Source organism: Flavobacterium sp. CAU 1735, from assembly GCF_039888695.1.
Taxonomy (GTDB): domain Bacteria; phylum Bacteroidota; class Bacteroidia; order Flavobacteriales; family Flavobacteriaceae; genus Flavobacterium.
In genome coordinates, this window is sequence record NZ_JBDQQQ010000002.1 from 94,174 (window position 1) to 117,579 (window position 23,406).

20 protein-coding genes are annotated in these 23,406 nt (G+C 39.4%); 11 read left to right on the forward strand and 9 right to left on the reverse strand.

From position 1 onward, the window contains the following. Positions 1-13 precede the first annotated feature (13 nt). Positions 14-517, reverse strand: a complete 504-nt coding sequence (locus AAFN64_RS07575) for a hypothetical protein (RefSeq protein WP_347759992.1) — start codon at positions 515-517, stop codon at positions 14-16. A 172-nt stretch (positions 518-689) separates the two neighbouring features. Between AAFN64_RS07575 and AAFN64_RS07580 the strand changes: the two genes are divergently transcribed. Beyond that, positions 690-1,277, forward strand: a complete 588-nt coding sequence (locus AAFN64_RS07580) for a glutathione peroxidase (RefSeq protein WP_300486543.1) — start codon at positions 690-692, stop codon at positions 1,275-1,277. A gap of 43 nt (positions 1,278-1,320) precedes the next feature. On the opposite strand, the gene AAFN64_RS07585 is transcribed toward AAFN64_RS07580, so the two are convergent. Next, positions 1,321-1,815: a GNAT family N-acetyltransferase gene (locus AAFN64_RS07585; RefSeq protein ID WP_300486540.1), complete on the reverse strand. Its 495-nt coding sequence runs from the start codon at positions 1,813-1,815 to the stop codon at positions 1,321-1,323. Positions 1,816-1,942: 127 nt separating this feature from the next. Between AAFN64_RS07585 and menD the strand changes: the two genes are divergently transcribed. Further along, complete coding sequence (gene menD, locus AAFN64_RS07590) at positions 1,943-3,598, forward strand: 2-succinyl-5-enolpyruvyl-6-hydroxy-3-cyclohexene-1-carboxylic-acid synthase (protein WP_347759993.1); 1,656 nt, start codon at positions 1,943-1,945, stop codon at positions 3,596-3,598. A 100-nt stretch (positions 3,599-3,698) separates the two neighbouring features. Continuing rightward, positions 3,699-4,040 carry a DUF2853 family protein gene (locus tag AAFN64_RS07595; protein ID WP_136401644.1) on the forward strand — a complete coding sequence of 114 codons (342 nt, stop codon included), beginning with the start codon at positions 3,699-3,701 and terminating at the stop codon, positions 4,038-4,040. Between the two features lie 59 nt (positions 4,041-4,099). On the opposite strand, the gene AAFN64_RS07600 is transcribed toward AAFN64_RS07595, so the two are convergent. Next, positions 4,100-4,423: a YbaB/EbfC family nucleoid-associated protein gene (locus AAFN64_RS07600; RefSeq protein WP_136401643.1), complete on the reverse strand. Its 324-nt coding sequence runs from the start codon at positions 4,421-4,423 to the stop codon at positions 4,100-4,102. 145 nt (positions 4,424-4,568) lie between these two features. On the opposite strand from AAFN64_RS07600, the gene AAFN64_RS07605 reads away from it, so the two are divergent. From AAFN64_RS07605 to AAFN64_RS07615, 3 genes are all read left to right on the forward strand, one after another. Then, the gene (locus AAFN64_RS07605) at positions 4,569-6,629 is read left to right on the forward strand and encodes a S9 family peptidase (RefSeq protein ID WP_347759994.1); all 2,061 of its coding nucleotides are present in this window, start codon (positions 4,569-4,571) and stop codon (positions 6,627-6,629) included. 81 nt (positions 6,630-6,710) lie between these two features. Beyond that, positions 6,711-7,751 carry a cysteine synthase family protein gene (locus AAFN64_RS07610; RefSeq protein ID WP_136401641.1) on the forward strand — a complete coding sequence of 347 codons (1,041 nt, stop codon included), beginning with the start codon at positions 6,711-6,713 and terminating at the stop codon, positions 7,749-7,751. Positions 7,752-7,886: 135 nt separating this feature from the next. Then, positions 7,887-8,717 (forward strand): S1-like domain-containing RNA-binding protein, encoded by an 831-nt coding sequence (locus tag AAFN64_RS07615; RefSeq protein ID WP_300486527.1) that lies wholly within the window; start codon positions 7,887-7,889, stop codon positions 8,715-8,717. A 38-nt stretch (positions 8,718-8,755) separates the two neighbouring features. Here the strand turns inward: AAFN64_RS07615 and AAFN64_RS07620 are convergent, their stop codons facing one another. Genes AAFN64_RS07620 through AAFN64_RS07635 form a run of 4 tightly spaced genes read right to left on the reverse strand, consistent with a single transcriptional unit; the run spans position 8,756 to position 15,630 of the window. Next, on the reverse strand, positions 8,756-9,901 hold the full coding sequence (locus AAFN64_RS07620) for a cytochrome c peroxidase (protein WP_347759995.1): 1,146 nt from the start codon (positions 9,899-9,901) through the stop codon (positions 8,756-8,758). A 2-nt stretch (positions 9,902-9,903) separates the two neighbouring features. Continuing rightward, entirely contained in the window at positions 9,904-11,466 is a 1,563-nt protein-coding gene (locus tag AAFN64_RS07625) for a DUF6850 family outer membrane beta-barrel protein (protein ID WP_347759996.1), read from the reverse strand. Between the two features lie 60 nt (positions 11,467-11,526). Beyond that, entirely contained in the window at positions 11,527-12,876 is a 1,350-nt protein-coding gene (locus AAFN64_RS07630; protein WP_347759997.1) for a DUF4876 domain-containing protein, read from the reverse strand. 24 nt (positions 12,877-12,900) lie between these two features. Next, positions 12,901-15,630 (reverse strand): TonB-dependent receptor, encoded by a 2,730-nt coding sequence (locus tag AAFN64_RS07635; RefSeq protein WP_347759998.1) that lies wholly within the window; start codon positions 15,628-15,630, stop codon positions 12,901-12,903. 340 nt (positions 15,631-15,970) lie between these two features. Between AAFN64_RS07635 and ygiD the strand changes: the two genes are divergently transcribed. Beyond that, positions 15,971-16,807: a 4,5-DOPA dioxygenase extradiol gene (gene ygiD / locus AAFN64_RS07640; RefSeq protein WP_347760167.1), complete on the forward strand. Its 837-nt coding sequence runs from the start codon at positions 15,971-15,973 to the stop codon at positions 16,805-16,807. Between the two features lie 33 nt (positions 16,808-16,840). Here ygiD and AAFN64_RS07645 read toward each other — a convergent pair whose 3' ends face one another. Together AAFN64_RS07645 and AAFN64_RS07650 are read right to left on the reverse strand one after the other, a co-directional pair. Then, positions 16,841-18,031, reverse strand: coding sequence for a serine hydrolase domain-containing protein (locus AAFN64_RS07645; protein WP_300486358.1), 1,191 nt, complete (start codon positions 18,029-18,031; stop codon positions 16,841-16,843). A 179-nt stretch (positions 18,032-18,210) separates the two neighbouring features. Continuing rightward, on the reverse strand, positions 18,211-19,329 hold the full coding sequence (locus tag AAFN64_RS07650; RefSeq protein WP_347759999.1) for a C1 family peptidase: 1,119 nt from the start codon (positions 19,327-19,329) through the stop codon (positions 18,211-18,213). A 71-nt stretch (positions 19,330-19,400) separates the two neighbouring features. On the opposite strand from AAFN64_RS07650, the gene AAFN64_RS07655 reads away from it, so the two are divergent. The 4 genes from AAFN64_RS07655 to AAFN64_RS07670 all read left to right on the forward strand — a co-directional run bounded on the left by AAFN64_RS07655 (position 19,401) and on the right by AAFN64_RS07670 (position 23,402). Continuing rightward, positions 19,401-20,240 carry a 1,4-dihydroxy-2-naphthoyl-CoA synthase gene (locus AAFN64_RS07655; protein WP_136401765.1) on the forward strand — a complete coding sequence of 280 codons (840 nt, stop codon included), beginning with the start codon at positions 19,401-19,403 and terminating at the stop codon, positions 20,238-20,240. A gap of 132 nt (positions 20,241-20,372) precedes the next feature. Further along, positions 20,373-20,981, forward strand: coding sequence for a PH domain-containing protein (locus AAFN64_RS07660; protein ID WP_347760000.1), 609 nt, complete (start codon positions 20,373-20,375; stop codon positions 20,979-20,981). After that, positions 20,971-22,452, forward strand: coding sequence for a PH domain-containing protein (locus AAFN64_RS07665; RefSeq protein ID WP_347760001.1), 1,482 nt, complete (start codon positions 20,971-20,973; stop codon positions 22,450-22,452). The genes AAFN64_RS07660 and AAFN64_RS07665 overlap by 11 nt, the downstream gene beginning before the upstream one ends. A 41-nt stretch (positions 22,453-22,493) precedes the next feature. Further along, entirely contained in the window at positions 22,494-23,402 is a 909-nt protein-coding gene (locus AAFN64_RS07670; protein ID WP_347760002.1) for a 1,4-dihydroxy-2-naphthoate polyprenyltransferase, read from the forward strand. Positions 23,403-23,406: the final 4 nt, after the last annotated feature.

Genomic DNA, 23,406 nt, shown 5'->3' on the forward strand with positions numbered 1-23,406 from the left:
TTTTAAAAAATAGTTATTGCATTTTTTTAAAGACTACAATTTTAGTGGTTTGTTTACCATTACTATATATAAATATCCCGATTCTAAGAATGGAATCGGTTTCCAGAATCATTTGTAAATGCGTTCTTTTCCCCGAAATAGTACCAATAAAATCAAAAACATTTCCGTTTCCAAAAAATCCATGAACGTTATCCAAAGTAAAAGCACCATTAACATCCAAACCTAAATCCGGATCGATTAACCGGAATTGATTTCCGTTGATTTTCAGACTTCCGTTTTTACCTACTAATTGATCCCAGTTTCCCTGAACATTGTGAACAAAATTTTGATGATCGTAATAAGTAGTAGTCACCGGATTATCCCATTGATCTTCTTCATCGGAAAACCAACGTATACTGGAATTAAAAGCAGTATTGTTTTGTCCGTCACCTGTATATGCCGTTGTTAGCGTATCGGTTTCACAAGAACTCACCATTCCGGCGATTATAATAAAAAAGAAAACAAATCGAAGGCGCATAATTTTGAAATTTAAACTCATAATACGCAAGGTAAGGCTATTTTAAACCAACATTAAAGATATGACTGGTACAATAAAGAACAGTTTAAGGACGAAATAATAATGACAATTAATTATGAAATGTTTAATAATTGTGGAAGTATAAAATGTTTACTTTTGATAAAAAAGAAAAATGAAAAAATTACTATTGGCCTGTTCCGTACTGGCACTTTTCAGTGGCCAGATTCAGGCGCAAAATAAAGCAACATCAGCATCAACCGAAAAATTAGCCGCTATGAATGCAGAAAACATTTACCAGTTTAAAGTAAAAGATATCGAAGGAAAAACCTTTGATTTTTCGAAGTTAAAAGGAAAAAAGGTAATGGTAGTCAACACCGCGTCCGAATGTGGTTTAACACCGCAGTACGAGCAATTGCAAAAGTTGTATACGGAGTATAAAAACAAAAACTTTATAATCGTAGGTTTCCCGGCCAATAATTTCGGAGCACAAGAACCGGGATCGAATAAAGAAATCGCAACTTTCTGTTCGAAAAACTATGGCGTGACGTTCCCAATGATGGAAAAAATATCCGTAAAAGGGGATGATATGGCGCCATTGTACCACTTTTTAACCGAAAAATCCAAAAACGGGTATCAGGATAGTCAGGTGGAATGGAATTTCCAGAAATACCTGATCAACGAAAAAGGACAGTTGGTTAAAGTCATCAGCCCGAAAACATTACCGGATAGCAAAGAAGTTATCGATTGGATTAAAAGCTAAGACATATAAAAAGTAAAGAAGCCTCCGTTTTACGGAGGTTTTTTTATAAAAATAATTGCAGAAATACCGAATCCAGCCAGCGATCAAATTTATAACCGCTTTCCCGTAGGGTTCCGGCGATTTCAAACCCCATTTTTTGATGAAACCGGATGCTGCCATCATTTTCGGCATCGATCACTGCGATCATGGTATGCTTTTGTTGTGCCCGGGCGATTTTGATCAAAGCTTCGAGCAGTAGTTTTCCAACACCTTTTCCCTGGTGTTCATGGTGCAGATAAACCGAATGTTCGACCGTAAAGCGATAGCCTTCCTTAAAACGGAAATCACCATAGGTCGCAAAACCGGCGATTGCGCCATCGGAAACCGCTACCAGAAACGGGAAGTTTTTAGCCTCTTTTTCACGGATTATTTGCTGTTGTGCATCCAGTGTTCGTGGCGTATAATCGTAAATAGAAACACCGTTCAGGATTTCGTAATTGATAATTTCCAATACGTGCGGAATATCGTTTTCGGTTACGGGACGTAGGGTGACAGACATATATAAAGCATTACAAAAAGTGTACTCAAAGATAGAAAGTTTCACACTTTTTTTGAAGGAAATTCGACAGACTACCTTAAATTTGTTACTGCGTTTCAGGACGCTCAATTTAAACTACTACTACAAAATGTCATATCCAAAAATACCTTTGGCGCAAAGTATACTTGCGCTTTGTAAAGCCAAAGGCCTTCTCGATATCATTATTTCTCCGGGATCCCGCAATGCACCTTTAACAATCGGGTTTGCCAGTAATAAAGAATTTAATTGTTATAGTATCGCCGACGAACGTTGTGCCGCTTTTATGGCCGTTGGTATGGCGCAACAACTCGGAAGACCGGTAGCATTGGTCTGTACTTCCGGTTCGGCGTTGTTAAATTACTATCCAGCGGTAGCCGAAGCCTTTTATAGTCAGTTGCCGATGGTTATTATTTCTGCCGATCGACCAACGTCTAAAATTGATATTGGCGACGGACAAACCATTCGACAGCGGGATGTATTCGCCAACCATATTTTGTATAATGCCAACCTTACGGAAGAAGCGTCAGCGGAAAACGATCGAATGATCAATGAAGCAATCAATACGGCCATCACACAAAAAGGGCCGGTACATATTAATGCTCCGTTTGAAGAACCGCTATATGAAGTAACGGAAACCCTTTCGGTAGAACCAAAAGTAATCCAGCCCGAACCGTTGGAAAATGTTTTGTCGGATGTACAACCTTTTATCCAACAATGGAATAAGGCAACGAAAAAACTGATTCTTATCGGAACCAACGATCCGGAGACTATAGCACCGGAAATTATAAGCCAATTGGCCAATGAAGAGTCGGTTGTGGTTATGAAAGAGGTGACATCCAATATGCATCATCCGAATTTTATCGGGAATATCGATACGATTATCACCCCATTTACTGATACTGATTTTGCTGATTTTCAACCCGATATTCTGATTACTATAGGCGGAATGGTTGTATCCAAAAGAGTCAAAGCCTTTTTACGGAAATATCCGCCTCAGGAACATTGGCATGTCGACACCTTACGGGCATACGATACCTTTGGTTGTTTGTCACAACACTTTAAAGTTACGCCAAATACCTTTTTTGGAATGCTATTACCGGAAAGCAAATCGGTTGCCAGCGATTATTTGCCAAAAATAGTGGCATTAAAAGCATTACGGGCCGAAAAACACGAGGCCTATGCCAACCGTATTCCATATTCCGATTTTACCGTATTTCAAACCCTGTTGCCCAATTTACCGCAAAATAGTCAGTTGCAAATCAGTAACAGTTCGGCTATCCGTTATGCGCAATTATTCGAAATTGATCCGTCGATTGAAGTCTTCTGTAATCGCGGAACAAGCGGTATTGATGGTAGTACGTCGACAGCGATTGGTGCAGCCATAGCCTCAAATAAGGAAACCATCCTGATTACGGGTGATATCAGTTTTCTGTACGACAGCAATGCCTTGTGGAATGCCTATATTCCGAAGAACTTTAAAATAATATTGATCAATAATGGAGGAGGTGGTATTTTCAGAATTCTTCCCGGACATCAGGAAACACCGGTTTTTAATACCTATTTTGAAACCGAACATCAGTACACGGCCGAACATCTTGCTGCGATGTACCGATTCCGTTATACGGCGGTAAAAGAGCAGTCGGAACTGGAAAAGGCGCTTCCGGTTTTCTTTAGCGATAAAACGCAGCCGGCGCTATTGGAAATCCATACGCCTACGGAGATTAATGATAAAATTTTACTGGATTATTTTAAAAACCTAACATAATAAGCAAGAAAATAATTGCTAAAAATAATACATATTGGTTTTATTTTGTTAAATTTGAAAGAGTGTAAAAATCAATTAAGTAACACAAAACAAATTTATTATGAGTAAAAGAGATGAACTAATTGCAAAGTACGCGGCTGATTTAAAAGACAAATGTGGCGTAACTCCGAATATGGATTTATTGACAAAAGTAACTATCGGTTGCGGTCCCTCTATTTACAATGCAGATTCTTCTACTGTTTCGGGTACTTCGAAATCGGAGTTGGATACCGTTAAAAATAATTTTTTGATCAAAAAGTTAGGTTTAAAAGACGGTCCGGAACTGGATAAAGCCATTGATGCCGTAATAGAAAAATATGGCCGTTCAAATAAAAACAAGTACAGAGCGGTAGTGTACTACTTGTTGACGGTTCACTTTAAAAAAGAAAGTGTTTACAAATAGGACAAAATAAAAAAAATAGGGCTTTAAGCCCTATTTTTTATGATAGAAAGATCCATTTCTTATTTAAAAAGGTCCATTCCGGGAATATTCGGCATACCGTCTTTAGCCACTGCGGCCAATTCTACCTCATTTACATTCGTAGCTTTTGCGATAGCTTTGTTAATAACAAGTAACAGATAGTCTTCCAATTGCTCTTTATCGTCCAATAACGAATCGTCAATCTGGATGGATTTTATCGTTCTGTTAGCCGTTAACGTAACCTTTAAAAGCCCGTCGTTACTTTGCTCGTCAATTAAAACCGTATCCAAACGTTTTTTAGTGTCTTCAATTTTTTGCTGGGTCTCTTTTAGTTTCCCCATCATTCCCATAATGTCTCCGAACATGTTAATAAAATTAATGATTAATGTTACCGCAAAATTATTAAATTGCAGATTGATTAGTAAACAAAACTAAATGAAAAATCAAATTATTTTGAGTTGCGTTTGTCTTATTTTTGTAACGGGAAACGCACAAAATAAAAAGCCCGATATGGTAAAAACACTAACACCGCCTATGGCAGCCGTAAAGCCAAAACAATTGGAAAAACACGGCGATATACGAACAGATAATTACTATTGGTTAAACGAAAGAGAAAACCCGGAAGTTATCGATTACCTTAAAAAAGAAAACGAATATTACCAGCAAATGACCGCACATACGAAACAGTTCCAGGAGGACTTGTTTCAGGAAATGAAATCGCGGATAAAAGAAGACGACAGTTCGGTTCCGTATCTGTATAACGGGTATTATTACATCACCCGTTACGAAAAAGGAAAAGATTACCCGATTCACGCCCGTAAAAAAGGCTCGTTGGATGCCAAAGAAGAAATCCTGTTCGACTGTAACGAAATGGCCAAAGGACATGCGTATTTTCAGTTAAGCGGAATAAGTATCAGTGAAGACAACAAATGGTGTGCTTTTGGAATCGATACCGTTTCCAGAAGAGAATATACCATTCAGATCAAAAACCTTGAGACCGGAGAAATTCTACCGGTAAAACTCGAAAAAACAACCGGAGGTTCTACCTGGGCGAGCGATAATAAAACCCTGTTTTATACCCGTAAAGATTTGGTTACGCTTCGTTCCGATAAAATTTACAAACACAAACTGGGAACGGATCCTAAAAATGACAAGGTTGTTTTTGAAGAAAAAGACGATACTTTTTCGGTATTTGTATATAAAGAAAAATCAAAAAAATATATCGTAATCGGTTCGACGAGTACGCTAACGTCCGAATTCCGTATTCTTCCTTCCAATACACCGGATGCCGAATTCAAAGTGTTCCAGCCACGTACACGAGGATTGGAATACAGTATTTCGCACTTTGGCGATAGTTTTTATGTGGTGACCAACAAAGACAAGGCGACCAATTTTAAACTAATGAAAACGCCGGAAAACGCGACCGGAAAAGAAAACTGGAAAGATCTGATTGCCCATCGTAAAGATGTTTTACTGGAAGATATTGAAATCTTTAAAAACTACCTGGTGGTTTCCGAGCGTTCTAACGGATTGAATAAAATCCGCATTATGCCTTGGAGCGGAAAAGGGGAGTACTACCTTCCGTTTGAAATCGAAACCTATACAGCCTATACGACTACCAATGTTGACTTTGATACCGATATTTTACGATACGGTTACCAGTCGATGGCCACACCGTCGTCGATTATCGACTTCAATATGAAAACCAAGACTAAGGAAGTTAAAAAAGAACAGGAAGTTTTGGGTGGGAAATTCGACAAAAACAATTATATCGAAGAGCGTATTTGGGCCACTGCGCAGGACGGAACTAAAGTGCCGATTTCGGTTGTATACCGCAAAGGTATCCAGAAAGACGGTAATAACCCGTTTTTGCTTTATGCCTACGGATCGTATGGTGCCTCAATGGATCCTTATTTCTCATCGATACGTTTGAGTTTACTGGATCGAGGGTTTATCTACGCTATTGCGCATATCCGCGGAGGAGAAGACCTTGGACGCGAGTGGTATGAAAATGGAAAACTACTTAAAAAGAAAAATACATTTACCGATTTTATTGACTGTTCCAAATTTGTAATTGCTGAGAAATACACCTCCGCGAAGCATTTATATGCCGAAGGCGGATCGGCCGGCGGATTACTAATGGGAGCGATTATCAATATGGCACCGGATCTATACAACGGTGTGATTGCACAGGTACCTTTCGTAGACGTAATCACAACCATGCTGGACGATTCGATTCCGTTAACAACCGGAGAATATGACGAATGGGGGAACCCGAACGACAAAACGTATTACGACTATATGCTATCGTATTCGCCATATGACAATGTTAAAAAACAAAAATACCCGAATTTACTGGTAACAACCGGACTTCATGATTCGCAGGTACAATATTGGGAACCGGCCAAATGGGTTGCCAAACTGCGCGTTATGAAAGTGGGAGATAGTCAGTTATATATGGATACCAATATGGATGCAGGCCATGGCGGTGCTTCCGGACGTTTCGAATCGCTTAAAGAAGTAGCTAAAGAGTATACTTTTTTGTTAGATTTAGAAGGAATTAAAAAGTAGATAAATTTTTTTTGTTAAATTTGCAGAGTTCTGAGGTTACTTAATTACTGTAAGTAATATCGCTCGACTAATTTATAGTTTATGAAAGAAGACATAAAAGCCTATAATAATGTATTGGAATTAATAGGTAATACTCCCCTAATTAAGCTCAATAAAATTACAGAAGGATTAGAAGGTAATTTTTATGCTAAAGTAGAAGCTTTCAACCCGGGTCATTCCACAAAAGACAGAATTGCCGTATATATAATTGAAGAAGCAGAGAAAAGAGGAATCCTAAAACCTGGCGACACAATTATAGAAACGACTTCCGGTAACACGGGATTCAGTCTGGCGATGGTGAGTATTATTAAAGGTTATGACTGCGTTTTGGCAGTTAGCTCAAAATCTTCCAAAGATAAAATTGATATGTTACGGGCGATGGGCGCTAAAGTATATGTATGTCCGGCACACGTATCTGCAGATGATCCCCGTTCGTATTATAACGTAGCCAAACGTTTACACGAAGAAACAAAAGGATCGGTTTACATCAACCAGTATTTTAACGATCTGAATGTTGATGCACATTATAACACAACCGGCCCTGAAATATGGGAACAAACCAACGGAAAAATAACCCATTTGGTTGCTTGTTCCGGTACTGGTGGAACGATTTCCGGAACGGCTCGTTTCTTAAAAGAGAAAAACCCGGCTATCAAAGTGCTTGGTGTGGATGCTTTCGGATCGGTATTAAAAAAATACCACGAAACCAAAGAGTTCGACAGCGAAGAGATTTATCCGTACCGTATTGAAGGTTTGGGTAAAAACCTGATTCCAACGGCAACCGATTTTGATGCTATCGACAAATTCACCAAAGTAAATGATGAAGAAAGCGCTCATACGGCCAGAGAGATTGCAAAAAAAGAAGGTTTGTTTGTAGGTTATACATCCGGAGCAGCGATGCAGGCGGTAAAACAATTTGCCGAAGAAAACGAATTCACCAAAGACAGTAATGTGGTGATTATTTTCCCGGATCACGGTTCCCGCTATATGAGCAAAATCTTTAGTGACGAATGGATGAACGAACAAGGCTTTTTCGACAGTGTAAATGCCGAAGAAGTGCAAAAAATCGAATTTATAAAATAAGATAAATCACAATAAACAAAAAGACTCCGAAACCAATTCGGAGTCTTTTTGCTTTTAGTAAATAATATTTTCAGATTGCTGGTGGAATAAATAAAGCAATGTTTACCTTTGTGCCTTATAATCGCACAGAATACCATGATTGAGATCGGAAAATACAACACCTTAAAAATCGATAGAGAAACGAAAGTAGGCTTATTCCTTACAGACGGTAACGCGGATATACTTTTACCCAATAAATATGTCCCGGAACAGTATGAAATAGGCGATGAGATAGCTGTTTTTGTCTATCTGGATCACGAAGAACGTCCTGTCGCAACTACTTTGGAACCGTATATCTTTTTAAACGAATTCGCCCTTTTACGTGTGAACTATACCAACAAATTCGGTGCCTTTATGAATTGGGGTATGGAAAAAGACCTGTTTGTTCCGTTTAAAGAACAGGCGCGTCCAATGGAACAGGGAAAACGGTATCTGGTTTATATGTATATTGATGAGAAAACCGGTCGTCTGGTAGCTTCCAGTAAAACGAATCAGTTTTTGGATAACAAAGAGATCACTCTGGAGAAAGGTGAGGAAGTCGATTTGATCATTTCTCATATTACCGAAGTGGGAATCAATGTGATTATCAATGAAAAATACAAAGGTTTATTATATAAAAACGAAGTATACGACGATCTAAGAACGGGTGATCGCATTATCGGCTATATCAAAAACATCCGTCCCGATGGCAAAATTGACGTTTCGGCGACCAAATTAGGCTTTGAAAAACTAGAGCCGAGTTCCCAGTATATTTTAGATGAATTAAAAGCCAGCAGAGGTTTTTTACGACTTAATGATGATAGTCACCCGGAAGATATTAAAACCGTGCTTAAAATGAGTAAAAAGACCTTTAAAAAAGCCATTGGTGTTTTGTATAAGCAAAAACTGATCGAAATTAAAGAAGACGGAATTTACCTCGTAAAATAAAATACAAAAAAAGGAGCATTATTAAATGCTCCTTTTTTTTATCCCGGCAATTTTTCCGGTGCGGGTTCCCGGTAGATCACAGAAGTGATACTCTGAAGAAATGCTTCCAAAGCATCGAGTTCTGCTTTATCCAGCTCCAGTTTTTTCAGTAAAGGAGAGGTTTTTGGAAATAGTTTATCGTTTACTTGTTCGCCTTTTGGTTTTACATTGGGCATACCGGCATTATACAGGTTTAAAACACCGCGTAATTCCGGGAAAAGACCATTGTGCATATACGGTCCGGTTTTTCCAACTTCGCGTAGGGAAGGTGTTCGGAATTTACCCACATCATCGGCATTTTTGGTAATGTTATAACGTCCTAAATCCTCATATTTACGACCGTAGTACGTTAAGCCGGCATTGTGAAACTGATTGTCTGAAAACAAAGCCGAATTATGACAGTTAATGCATCGGGCTTTGGTACGGAACAGGTGTAAACCGGCAACTTCCTTATCGGATAACTGCGTGGAATCGCCTTCGATAAATTTATCAAAACGGCTTTTACGACTCACAACGGTGCGTTCGAAAGTGGCAATAGCTTTAAAAATTTTCTCTTCGGTTACTTTTCCATCACCAAAAGCCTTTTCAAAAAGCGGTTGATAGCCTTTGATTTTTTTGATCGTTTTAACCGCAATATCCATGTGGTTGTTCATTTCCTTGGTATCTACAATCGGGAAACGCGCCTGATCTTCCAGACTGGCAGCACGTCCGTCCCAAAAAAAGATATTGGAGTAGGCTACGTTAATGATCGGTTTGGAGTTTCGGGTTCCCGGCGTACGGTCGTGTCCGTGGGATACTCGTTTTCCGTCGCCCCATCCCAATTCGGGATCATGACAGGAAGCACACGAAATCTGCCCGGATTTGGACAATCTCGGATCAAAAAATAGTATTTTTCCAAGGTCTCTTTTCGCTTCGGTATACGGATTTTCGGCCGGAAATGTTACTTTAGGCAATACACCTAAATCCTGAAAATCAACAACGCTGCTATCGAGAGTTGGCTTGGGCCATTTGCTCACATCGCCGCCGCTGTATATTTTTTTCAGATCCGCTACGGAATAATACTTTTCATCATCTTTATGGTTTTTTAGTGAAACCAATCCGACGAATAAAAAACTAAGGACTGTAAATCCAATAATCTTTTTCATACTTAATAAATTATCGAGATACCACCGTTAAAATAGGTACTCGCTGTGGTATTGTAATCCGTTGTATAGGTTTTATATTGATCACCTATTGCAACAAGGGTATTATAGTTTGCAAAAATACGTAACTTTTTAGTTTTTGAAAGGCTGTATTGGTATTGCAGCATAATATTGGAACGTAATTTTGAAGTAGCATCATACGCCTGATCCGGTTGGATCACATTATCGGCAAACGACAGGTTCGAAGTGGAAATCGGAATAAAAAGCAGGCTTTCATCCAACGCCTGATAGTGCTGTACGCCTAAGGCCAGATTCAGTGTGTTTTTCTCTTTCGACAAGAGGTCTTTGTTAAAAGCAGCCGAAAGTTCCAGTGTATTCAATCGTTTGTCGGTACTTCCTAATAAATCGACATATTTATGGCGCATATAATTGGCTCCGAATTCAAAGCTGTAAACAACACGGTTTTTATCTTTTTTGATCACACCGCTGTTAAAACTGAAAATATCCAGATTCATACGGTAGTTCTGACCATTTTCGCGTACGGAAAAGTTGTCTCCTTTTTGCTTTTCGTAGCTAAAACGAAGTTTATAGTCTTTATCCACGCCGTCGTAAAAATAATTCAGGTCGGTGGTATGCGAAACCACACGGTACATAAACTGCTTTAATTCGTCGTCAATATACACATAACCGCGCACGTTTTTGCCGTAAAAGCTTTCCATCGATTTGTTATAGCGATACGAAGCATTCCAACTGTTTCGGTTGTTTTGGTATTGATAGCCAAAACCAAAGTTTTTATCGATCGTATTAAAGATATAACGGTTGTATGACGAGTTAAAAATAATACGCCCATAACCGGATGAAAAACGAGTAAAGGTTTCCGGATAAGCCGGTGCATTTGCGGCATCGTTTACATACGTAATGTTGTCGGTTTCCGTTTTTTTGGACATTCCGGCAAATACGATCAGGCTGTTGTTGCGGAAGTTATATCCGGTTTGAATCTCACCACCGTAATTGCTCAGTTCTATTTCCGGTCGCGGATCGTTGGTACGGTAGTTTTTACCGTTTTTATAAAATGCTTTTCCGCCCAACAGGATGTTGTTGTCAAACTGGTAGGCAAAACCACCGTCAAGGTTGTATTCCTGGTTGTCCCAGTTTCCTTTTCGGGGCGCAAAGAAATAATTGGGTGACAATACGTTTTGATTTTCCGTTCGTTGGGACGAAAAGTTATAACCCAGTCCTTTTTCAGACGATTTATCGAATGTAAAACCACCAAATAAACGTAGTCGGGGTTTTACATTATATATTCCCTGAGTAGAGAAACGGTACTGCGTTGTTTTGTCGGCCGTCTGAACACGTTTTAAATTCAGGTTTTTCTGGCTGAATTCGATTTGTGTCAACGTAAAGTCATTCAAATGTTGTGTAGTATAAAACAACGGGTTTTTCCAGAATTGCTGACGGATGTCGTTGTAGAATACATTTTGAGGTACCGATAAACTATCAGTGAGCTGCGCCTGAACGGCACAACTCACTAACAGAATAAAATATAATATTACTTTTTTTGAAGTCATATTGTAAAGCTTGTTCTTAAAAAATAAGAAACGTTGATAAATGGAATCGGTTGGAGCCGATTAGTTCGCAAAACCTCTTGGATTTGCTTTAAATTTCACGAAATCGTTAGCAGAGTTGTTGGTGTCTTCTAAGATTTTACGTCCGTTTACAATCGATTTTACTTTACGGTAAACGGCTTGCGAATTATAAGCTGCATCACAGTTGATAAATGAAGCATCGATTTGTGATTGTAGCATTTTCGGTCGTTGGCTACTTGGGTTGTAGTGTTGTAAATCTACACCGTCGATAATTTTATTGTTCGGAATCTGAATAAAGAATTTTGTCGTATTTGTAATCGAAGCAATAGACGGATCCGGGAAATTCTGGTAGCTGTTTAAATCGTCACCACGGAAAATCACAAAACTGTCACGTCCTAAGTTGTCTATAATTAAATCTTTGTTCGGGCTGCTGTAACCTTGTCTTCCCCAATAGGCAATTTCCATATCGGTTACCGCCGGGTTCTGAATGTCAAAACGGTATACGTCTTCTCCAAGTGCTAATCTATAGTCACCTAAATACACTTCAAAGTCAGCAGTGCTTAAATCTACCGTTAGTTCCGGATTTTGTACGCTAAGCGGTTCGCCACTGTTATCCACTAAAGGTGCTTTGTGGTTGATTCCGGTTTGTGCAATTACGATACTTTCACCCGGTAAAATAGGGTAGGTTGTTCCCGAACCCGGAATACGGATCACATAATCAGCATATACATAATCAGTATTCGCCGATGAACCAGCCGTCATACCAATCGATTTGCTCCAGTCAAACTGACCGCTAGCTAAAGTATAAGCAGCCGTTGTAGTTGATGTTTTTCCGTAAAGCTGTCCGATACACAAACCATCCGCATAGATCGTCTCGTTCGAGTTGTTATAGATTTCAATAAACTGATCTCTGAAAACCGCTCCTTGTTGCGCATGTGAACCTGCATAAGAAATTTGTTTGATTACTAAGTCTCCAATACGAACCGTTTTTAGTTTCAATTCCGTAGCGTTTACATTAGCATTGATGATCACTTGTTCTTGTGCACCGTTAAATAATACGGTTTGTGTTTCCGGAGTATATCCGAACTGTGTGTTAAACTCAGTACTGGTTAGCGTCTTAGTAGCTGTAATATTATAGGTTCCCGGGATTACTGCAGGGAAATTTGCAATACCGTTGGTTCCGGATTCGATAGTATAGGTATCGCCGGTATTGGTGTTGGTTAAAATTACAGAACCACCGTTAACCGATTGTCCGTTAAACGTGATAGGGTCGTATTTAAGATTTACCGAAAAGTTTACCGGTTGTAGTCCGTTATTAGCATTCCCAAAATCATCATCCGAACAGGATGTGAAGGCTAATGCTGCACTGAGTAATACAAGAAATTTTTTCATGTAAGGGGGATTATAAATTAATTATTAAAATTGATATTCGATTTTAGTTCCGAAAGATAGTTGTACCATTCCTGCTTTCGGACGCTTAGTTGGTACTCCGTTGTCAATTACATCCTCGGTTTGTTTTAAGTCCAGGAAATTATTGGAATAGAATGAAAAACGGAAACCGTTTTTAAAATCTTTGGAAACGCGTAAGTGGAAATTGTGAAATACTTTTTGTAACGACCGGTCGATTAATGCATTGTTTTGCGCTAATAACGGTAATAACGGATGCGTATCTCTTTCGGCTTCCGGGATAATTATTTTGTTTAAGTTTTCGTCGATATAGGCATATAAACGGTTACCGCTTCTATAATTGGTATTATCAATGATAAAATGTTCGCTTCGAACAGCAATTACCAATCCCACTTTTGGAAGGTGGTAATTGATATTCGCACCCAATCGGAAGCTTTTAGAATTTTCATCATACGGTTTTAAAACAGCCATCTTTTCCGGTCTTGGTGTCGTACTGGCGATACGTTCGTAAGCATCGCGGGTATCGGTATTAACCGTTTCGGTATAACTTCCCTGAATATCGAAGGTGATGTTTTTAAACGGTGTTTTTTCAAAACTCATAAAAAATTCCAATCCCCGGTCTTTTGATTCGAATTTGTTTACCAAACGACTTTGTAAATAATAGAAAGGCGTATAACCCGTTACCTGATACGTTGGTGTTTGTGTACCGTTAAACTGTATGTCAAGTACGGCCATATCACGTACACTTGGAATACCTTCGCTGGTGATTCCGTCGTACATTTTGTTGTAAAAACCGGTTAAATTCAGGTTTCCAAAAGGTAGTTTATAATCCAGTCCCAATTCCGTACGCATACTTTTGGTCGGTTTCAGGTCTTTATTATTCGAATAATCGATAAACGTCTGCACGATTCCAAGGTTGTAATAACCCGGATAACGGTAATCGCCCAAAACGGCATCATAATAACGCGGTCCGGTATAAATCTGATTTAAAGACGGTGCTTTAGAGGTGATTCCGAAACCACCGCGGATCTTAAATTTATCGTATTGGTAATAACTGTTAATACGCGGAGCCAGTGTTGTAAAACCAAATTGATTATCCAAACGCACACCGGTGTTCATATAAAAAGTACTGTTTTCCCAGTTTCGGGTGATATTGTCTTCGGCGTATAGCGAAAACTGGTATTCGGCACGGATATTCTCACCATAATTATACGGTCGGAATCCCTGACCGGAGCCACCGTTGGTCGAAGCAAAAGCACTGATCATAGTTTCCGGACTTCCCAAACGCCCGCGTCCTTTGTTGTCGCTGCTGCGGAAAGAGGTACCGAATAATAACGAATGGGACCAATCGCCGGTGTTAAATGTTTTATACAAATCGGCCGACGCAAAAGAGGAAATCGGAATACCTTCTACCGCTTTAACGGATGTATAGCTCGGTAGGGTATAGGTTCCGGAATAAACCCCTTCTTCGGTACTGGTTCCAACAATACTACCGCCAATATTTACAAACTTAGATTCGTATGTTAGTTGATCACTATATCTGAAATTCGCGTTGATATCCAGATTGTCGAAGAAACTGTTTTCGCTGAATTTCCATTTAAAACGATTGGAAATGGAAAGGTCTTTCTTTTTGTTTTTTACAATTTTATTATCGGTATCTTCTTCTTCGTAATTCACATTATCGTTATTAAAACCATAATCCACCGAAAAAGAGTTGCGGATATTTTTGCTTTTACTCGCCCAGCTCCACATTAAATTCGTGGTAATCCGTTCGTATTCGGTATAGGAAACACGCGGTTCGGCATTCGATTTTAAATAATTCACCGTAAGGTTTACAAAACCGATTTTATCGTTCACTTTAAAACCTTTGGCAAAACCATATTCGGTTGTTCCGTCACGTAAGGAAGTATAGACGCGATAAGGCGATTTACCGGCTTTTTGTTCGATTTTGATCAAACCGGAAGTCAGATCACCGTATTTGGCCGATGGAACTCCTTGTACGACTTCTACTTTTTCGATATTATCCACCGGAATTTCTCGTAAATCGGCACCAAAATTGGCATTGGAAAAATAACCGTTAAACCCGGAAGCCGACGACGGATCACCAAAACCTAAAAAGTTAGGGGAGAAAGGCGGACCGTAATTTCCACCGTAGGATTGCATATTTTCGTTATTCGAAATCGGAATACCGTCAACAACAATAGCGGTTCCGAAAGATTTATTACCAAAACCGGTATTGGCGGCGGTAGAAGGACGTACCGTACGGAAAGCGATCGGTTTAAATTCGTTTAATGTAAAATTGGTAATGGCTTGTCCGGGCAATTGTTCCAGTACTTCGTTAAGCGAAAAAGCCTGAACCTGTTCGATAACCTCTCTACCAATGGTGATTTCGGAGAATTTTTTTCCTTTACGAGCCGTAACGATTACTTCATCCAGACGTAAATCCTGTTTTTGAAGGAAAACAACAATTTTAGTATTTAGGGTTTCTTTTTTATAGTTTAATGTGGCTTCCTGTTTTCCTAAAAGTCGAAAGGTAATGCTCACCTCTTTTGTATTGGGCATTCGCAATTGAAATGTCCCCGTTTGATCGGTAATGGCCCAATCATTGGTTTCGGGATTCACAACAAATACACTGGCTAACGGTTCTTTGGTATCGCGATCGAAAACCTGTCCGTTAATGTGTTTTTGTGCCACTACAGTTTGGAAGGCGAGTAGAATAATGACGTATAATAACCTCACTTTATTTTGGGTGTTTTTTTATTGGCACAAAAATACCACCATTATTTTATTTAGACTAATACCAGATAGTGTTTTTTTGTGATTTATACCTTTCTTCTAAATAATTAACAGGTAAAAATGAGCTTTTTGTTGCTTTTTTTGGTAAAAAGAGAGAATAATCTAAATATATAGCAATATAATTTTTGTTTTATAATTGTTAACTTTATGTTTTTAATGGTAAAATGTTAAAAATCAAAAAAATAAGAGGTGTGAATGAGATAAGATGTATATTTGTATATACAAATATTGTATAGTAATGAATAGACTTGATTTTATTAAAACTATAATAGGAGGAGCAGGTATGGCAACATTATATCCGTTTTATAACTGGACACAAGATTTAAAGGAAGAAGATGTAAAACTTCCGGTTTTGTTTATCGGACATGGCTCACCGATGAATGGCATTGAAGACAACGAATTTTCGCAAACCTGGGCCAAAATGGGAACGGAAATTCCCAAACCCAAAGCGGTACTGGTTATTTCGGCGCATTGGCTTACGAGAGGTACACATATCACCGCGATGAACCATCCCAAAACGATTCACGATTTTGGAGGATTTCCGCAGGCGTTGTTTGACGTGCAATATCCCGCACCGGGAAGTCCTGAACTGGCCAAAGCTACTGCCGGATTGGTTACGACAACCGATGTTGGTTTGGATCACGATTGGGGATTGGATCACGGAACCTGGACGGTAGTACGTCATATGTATCCCAATGCAGATATTCCCGTTTTGCAATTGAGTATCGATTATAACAAACCGCCACAGTATCATTATGAACTGGCCAAACAATTGGCAAGTCTCCGTAAAAAAGGTGTTTTGATCATTGGAAGTGGTAACATGGTACACAACCTGAGAATGGTGGCCTGGGACAAACTGGCCGAACCGGAATACGGTTACGATTGGGCTGTGGAAATGAATACGCTTTTTAAGGATAAAATAACCGATGGTGATCATAAGGCATTGATTGCTTATGAAAATCTGAATAAAGCCGCAAAACTGGCTATTCCAACACCGGATCATTATTATCCGTTGTTGTATACGCTGGGATTACAGGATAGCAAAGATCCGACCACATTTTTTAACGATAAAGCCGTTGGCGGTTCGTTAACGATGACGTCGGTTAAAATTGGCGTATAAAAAAACTCCGGTATAACTACCGGAGTTTTTTTATTATTCGTCGCTTTCTTCTTTACTGAATTTAAATGGATAATCACCAAAATGCGGTGCCAGCTTTTTGGTCTGATACGTCTTATGGGTGTATTTATTGGAAAGGGCAATGATGGAAACCGTGTCTTTTCGTAAGGTTACCAGTGATGATGTATTTCCATGCCACCAACCGTTATGGAAAAAGTATTTCTGACCGGTTTCGAATTCCAGCATACGCACACCTAATCCGTAGTTTCGGGTTCCTTTGCGTTCGTAGCTATAGCCTTTAAACATTTCGGCTTTCATCTCCTGACTTAAAAAATCGTCGTTATAGGTCGCGATATCAAATTTTAAAAGATCACGCGGTGTAGAATAAATATTTTTATCGCCATATACCTGATCCAGAAATTCAAAGGCCAAACGAAGGTAGTTCCCTTTATACGACTGACTCACTTCGTCTTTCTTTTTCAGATCGTCGAAAACAAACGTATGGGTCATTCCTAACGGTTCAAAGATCATTTCCTTCATTACTGTCGGATACGTTTTTCCGGTTACTTTTTCAATGATCAATGCCAGTAAGGCATAGTTCGTATTACAATATCCGAAACGGGTACCCGGTTGGGATTCCAAGCCTACGTTTTTAGTCGCCAGTATAGTTAGCACATCCTGATTGGTTAAGGTTTTTTTCTTGTCCCAAACACCCTTGTCTGCGGTAAAGTAGGCATAGTTTCGCAATCCGCTACGGTGGTTTAACAGCATCCGTACCGTGGTTTTTTCATATGGAAACTCAGGCAGGTAGTTTTTAACGGGCAGGTCGAACTTGATTTTTCCTTCTTCGGCCAGTTTCATTACGGTTACTGCCGTGATCATTTTGCTCACCGAAGCTATATGGATCGGTGTGTCTTCGGTTATTTTATCACCTTTTTCCTTATAAGCATAGCCACTATAATTTTCGTAAATAATCTGACCGTTTTTGGCCACCAAAAAACCGCCGCTATAATCGCTGGCATTATAGTGTTTGTTATAAAAGCGTTCTACAAAAGCTTTGTTATCCGAAATAAAACGAGTGGAAACCTTGGGTAATTTAATCGAAAAATCGCCGGCTAGTAAGGCTGTATCGTTAGAGTTATTATCGGAATCTCGGGAATTATCTTTTTTATTGCAGGCTACTAATAATAATATGGAAAATAGAGGTATATATTGTTTCAGTTTCATTGAATGCGTTCCGGGTAAAATTTAGTAAAAGGCAAATATAAATAACACATAGTATTTATAAAATGCATTGGGGAATTATTTCTGTTAAAATTTTCCGCTAAAACAGATTCCGAAGGCCATAAAAAAAGGACCGTCTATTTTAAAGACAGTCCTTTTATAGTTGTTTTTTGACGTATTATTTACAATCCCAGTTTTTTACGGGTATCTTTTTGTAAGGCGTCTTTATGAACCAGAACCGAGATCGATTTTAGTTTCATATACGGAACACTCATATAAACATAACCGCCATTGGCAACACGATTCGGATCGGTTCCCCATGAGTTTTTCACTTTATAGTATACGTTTCCTTTTTGGTCTTTTACTTTTCCAACAATATGCATCAGGTGATCGTCCTGAGTTGCTAAATTTTCAAATTCCGCCTGACGGTATTCCGGTGTAATCGCTTTTTCCTGTTTAATTTCGGTTAAGATGGTTTTGGTATCGGCATCATCATTCGGAATCACAGCAACGCCATATTTTCCGGAGAACGTCGGTTCGCTCACGTCACAATCCAGTTCCACGGTAAAACCATTGGCCAGCGCATTATCGATGTTCGCGATATATTCTTCCAACGGAAGGTTGTAAAAACTACCGTTCGAAAAGTTATCCGGAACATTCAGGATAAACGTCCCGTAATTGGGCGTATGGGTAAACGAAGTAATGGTTACATAGTCTTTCGGGGTGATTTTGGTCATCGCCTGAAAGCTTTTCGGTGTATATTTTTTTCCTTCGTAAGTAAATTCTGTTACGTTTTTACCGATATAAATATCCAGCATCGCATCGATGGCTTTTTTCCAGTTTGGCGATAATTTTTTTCCCGGATTTTCGGCATAGGCTTTTAACATACTTTCCATTACGGCCACCATTTCGGCGTGATTAAAGGTTTCGGATGTTCCGTTAAGTCCTGTAAAAACGCTATTCGGAACCAAACCGTAATCGGCTACGCTATTGATCACATCATGTGCCAATCCGCCTTCTCCAAATTGCGCTTTGCCCTGACGCATAATATAGTTTTCCGCTTTTTTAGGATAGGTGTTGCGTACCTGATACATTTCGGATAAATCGATTTTCTTTCCGGTTAAACGAATCACTTCCGATTCCAAGAAAGAAGAAGTAGAAAAACTCCAGCAGGTTCCGGTGTTACCCTGACTGATTACCGGTAAGGCCTCTAGGTCGGTAACGGTTTGAAACTCATATTTTTGAGCCTGAGCCGAAAAAATCAAACCCAGTAAGGCTGCCGAAACAAAAATTTTTTTCATTGTATTATAATTTTTTTGGAAGTGCAAGATAATGCAAAAAATGATTTATTTTTACGCTAAAATTTAAAAATATGAGTACGATCAACTGGCAAACTGTTCGGGAATTCGAAGACATAACCTATAAGAAATGCAACGGGGTAGCCCGTATTGCGTTTAATCGTCCGGATGTGCGCAATGCCTTCCGTCCGAAAACAACAAGTGAATTATATCAGGCTTTCTACGATGCACAGGAAGATACTTCCATCGGCGTTGTATTATTGTCGGCCGAAGGACCTTCGTCTAAAGACGGAGTGTATTCGTTTTGCAGTGGCGGTGATCAAAAAGCAAGAGGACACCAGGGCTATGTTGGTGAAGATGGTATGCACCGTTTAAACATTCTGGAAGTACAACGATTGATCCGTTTTATGCCAAAAGCGGTTATTGCCGTAGTACCGGGATGGGCTGTTGGTGGCGGACATAGTTTGCACGTAGTTTGCGACCTGACACTGGCAAGTAAAGAACACGCCATTTTTAAACAAACCGATGCTGATGTAACCAGTTTTGACGGTGGATACGGATCGGCGTATCTGGCGAAAATGGTTGGACAGAAAAAAGCAAGAGAAATTTTCTTTTTAGGCCGTAATTATTCGGCTCAGGAAGCATTTGAAATGGGAATGGTAAATGCCGTAATTCCGCATGCGGAACTGGAAGATACCGCTTATGAATGGGCACAGGAAATTTTGGCAAAATCGCCAACGTCTATCAAAATGTTGAAATTTGCGATGAACCTTACCGACGACGGAATGGTAGGACAACAGGTATTTGCCGGAGAAGCGACGCGTTTGGCTTATATGACCGATGAAGCGGTAGAAGGAAGAAACGCCTTTTTGGAAAAACGCAAACCAAACTTCGAAAAGAAATGGATTCCATAATGGATAGCCTATAATACGATTGGCATTCGGATGCCGTAAAAGAGTAGGAGTTTCTCCTACTTTTTTATGCAATAATAATTGGAACACTATAAAAATCGTTCAGAACAAATTCCTATTTTTGAAACTATAGAAATGGATACCGACCGAAACACAACTACTATGGAATCGTTTACCAATACCAGTATTGATACCCGTCAGTTACCGCGATTTGAAGCGGTTGACTTTGAACCGCTACAAGCCGACTATAAAAAAGTCATCTTTTTTAATACCGCTGTTTTTGCCTTGATTCTGATCGGAATTTTGGGTGCGTTTCTGCTGATCAATCCGGATCTGGTTTTTGGAACCGTATTGTTAATTGGTGTTTTGGCGATTGTATTTGTCATTATAATGACGCTGGTAATTGCCTTGGTTTCTTTTCGCAAAAAAGGATTTGCCTTTCGCCAGCATGATGTACTATTTAAAAGTGGTGTGATTGCTACAACTATAATTGTCATTCCATATAACCGGGTGCAACATGTCGCGTTACACGAAGGACCGGTTTCCCGAAAACTGGATCTTGCCACAATCGAAATTTTTACGGCCGGAGGTAGTGGAAGCGATATTCGTATTGCCGGACTCCGAAGAGAACAGGCTGATCGTATCAAACAATTGATAATGGCCAAATTAATCGAAGAAATACCGTCGATTGCATCCGAAAACAACGAGGTTCCACCGGTAAAACCTGCGGAAGATGAACTTTAACGAACCACAACGCCAATCACTGGTCGGAATCCTGGTTATGTTTACGGATACGTTTCAGCGTATCGTACGCGGACTATGGCCGATTTTGGTGATTTGGCTTTTTAAATTTAACGAACTCAATAAAGCACTGGTTGTTTCGGGAATTGTCGGACTATTTGTGTTTGTCGCCATTGTGGCCTATTTGCAATACCGGAATTTTACGTTTTATATAGACGATCAGAACGAAGAGTTTATTATTCATAAAGGTGTATTAAACAAAACGCGGATTGCGATCAAACTGCAAAAAATCCAACAGGTCACAATCAACCAATCGTTTATTCAGAAACTGATTGGTGTTTATGCGCTGGATGTCGATACTGCCGGAACTCAGAAAAAAGAAGCCGTAATCCGGGCTGTTTCGCATCAATTGGCACAGGCTTTAAAAATGCGTTTGCTGGAAGGGGAAAAAAACAACGAATCGGAAACCATCGATACGGAGCAAACCAAACCTTTTATCAAAATCAGTTTTTCCAGTTTGTTTAAGATTGGAATTACCTCGAATTACCTTCGCAGTTTTGCCCTGCTAATTGCCTTTTTCGGAACGATTTACGAAAATGTTCAAAGCTATATGCGGGCGAATGAAATCGACGGTGAAAAATTCGATACCTATATCGATAAAGGACTCGCGATGTATTCGATCACGATTTTTGTGCTTATTCTTTTGGGAATATTATTGCTTTTAAACCTCGGACGAACGATTATTAAATATTTCGATTTTAAAATCACCCGGCAACACCAGTCGTTGTTACTGTCATACGGTTTACTAAATACCAAAAATACGATCATCCGTCCGGAAAAAGTACAGATCGTTTCCACCAGTCGGAATTACCTGCAAAAGAAAATGGATACGCTTACCCTGAAAATACGACAGGCTTCCGGGAATGCCGATCAGGAGGAAAACGACAAACAGGCAATTACCATTCCGGGATGTTCCGAAGCCGAACGCGATCGCATCATGGCATTACTGTTTCATAAAATTCCGGAACAAGGCGTTGCTTTAGTTCCGAATATCAGGAGATTAATCGTAGGTACTATCCTGTACCTGTTTGTACCGATGTTGATTTTGTTTTTATTGTATGAATTTACCGTGTTACCTATAGCGGAATACCTTATTTTTGTACCATTATATATCGTATTCACCGGTTTGTTGTTGTATTTTGGTTTTCGAAACAACCGTTTGTTTGTCACCGACGAATTTATCATTTGTAGAAAAGGAGTCTGGGACATCGAACACCAGATCATCGAACCGCATAAAATACAAGCCATCCGTACGAGTCAGTTATTCTGGCATAAAAGTGCCGATATCGGGAGCATTACGCTCTACACGGCCGGAGGAAAAATAACCTTCCATTTGGGCGATTTTTCAAAAATAAAAGAACTGGTAAACCTATGGTTATATCAGGTGGAAACGACGCCGAAAGGTTGGATGTAGCAGGAAGAAAAGAATAAAGAGAAAAGAATAAAGAAAATACTATGAGTGCCAAAATCTGGCTTGAAGCCGCACGATTAAGAACCCTTCCGTTATCCATTTCCGGAATATTGGTAGGAAGTTTTTATGCCTATAAACACTATTCGGATAATTCCAATTACTGGGTTATTTTTGGTTTGGCGTTTCTGACAACCTTAGGGTTACAGGTGCTTTCGAACTTTGCCAACGATTATGGCGATGGTGTAAAAGGAACCGATAATAAAGATCGAATCGGTCCGCAGCGCGCGATACAAAGCGGTGCCATTACGCCCGAACAGATGAAAAAAGGAATCATTATCGTATCGGTTGCCACTTTAATCATTGCAATAACGCTTATTTATGCGTCGTTTGGCAGTGATAATTTCGGGTTTTCTTTGTTTTTCTTTGTATTGGGATTAGCGGCTATTACGGCAGCGATCAAATACACCGTTGGAAAATCGGCCTACGGATACAGAGGGTTGGGCGACCTGTTTGTGTTTATCTTCTTTGGATTGGTGAGCGTACTTGGAACCAATTTCCTGTTTGCGCAAGCACTGGACATCAAACTGTTTTTACCAGCGATAAGTGTCGGTTTGCTAAGTGTGGCGGTACTTAACCTAAACAATATGCGCGATCGCGAATCCGATATCAAATCCGGAAAAAATACATTAGTCGTAAAAATCGGCGCTCAAAATGCAAAACGTTACCATATTGGGATTGTGCTAATCGCCATGCTATTGGGATTTGTATTTGCTATCTGGTCTGACTTTGAATGGAAACAGTACCTTTTTGTACTGGCCTATATTCCGCTTTTAAAACATCTGAAAACAGTTATCGATAATAAAGATCCGAAAGCATTGGATCCCGAACTGAAAAAAGTAGCTTTGAGTACGTTTCTTTTTTCTGTTTTACTATCAATAGTATTAACTTTTTAAACAA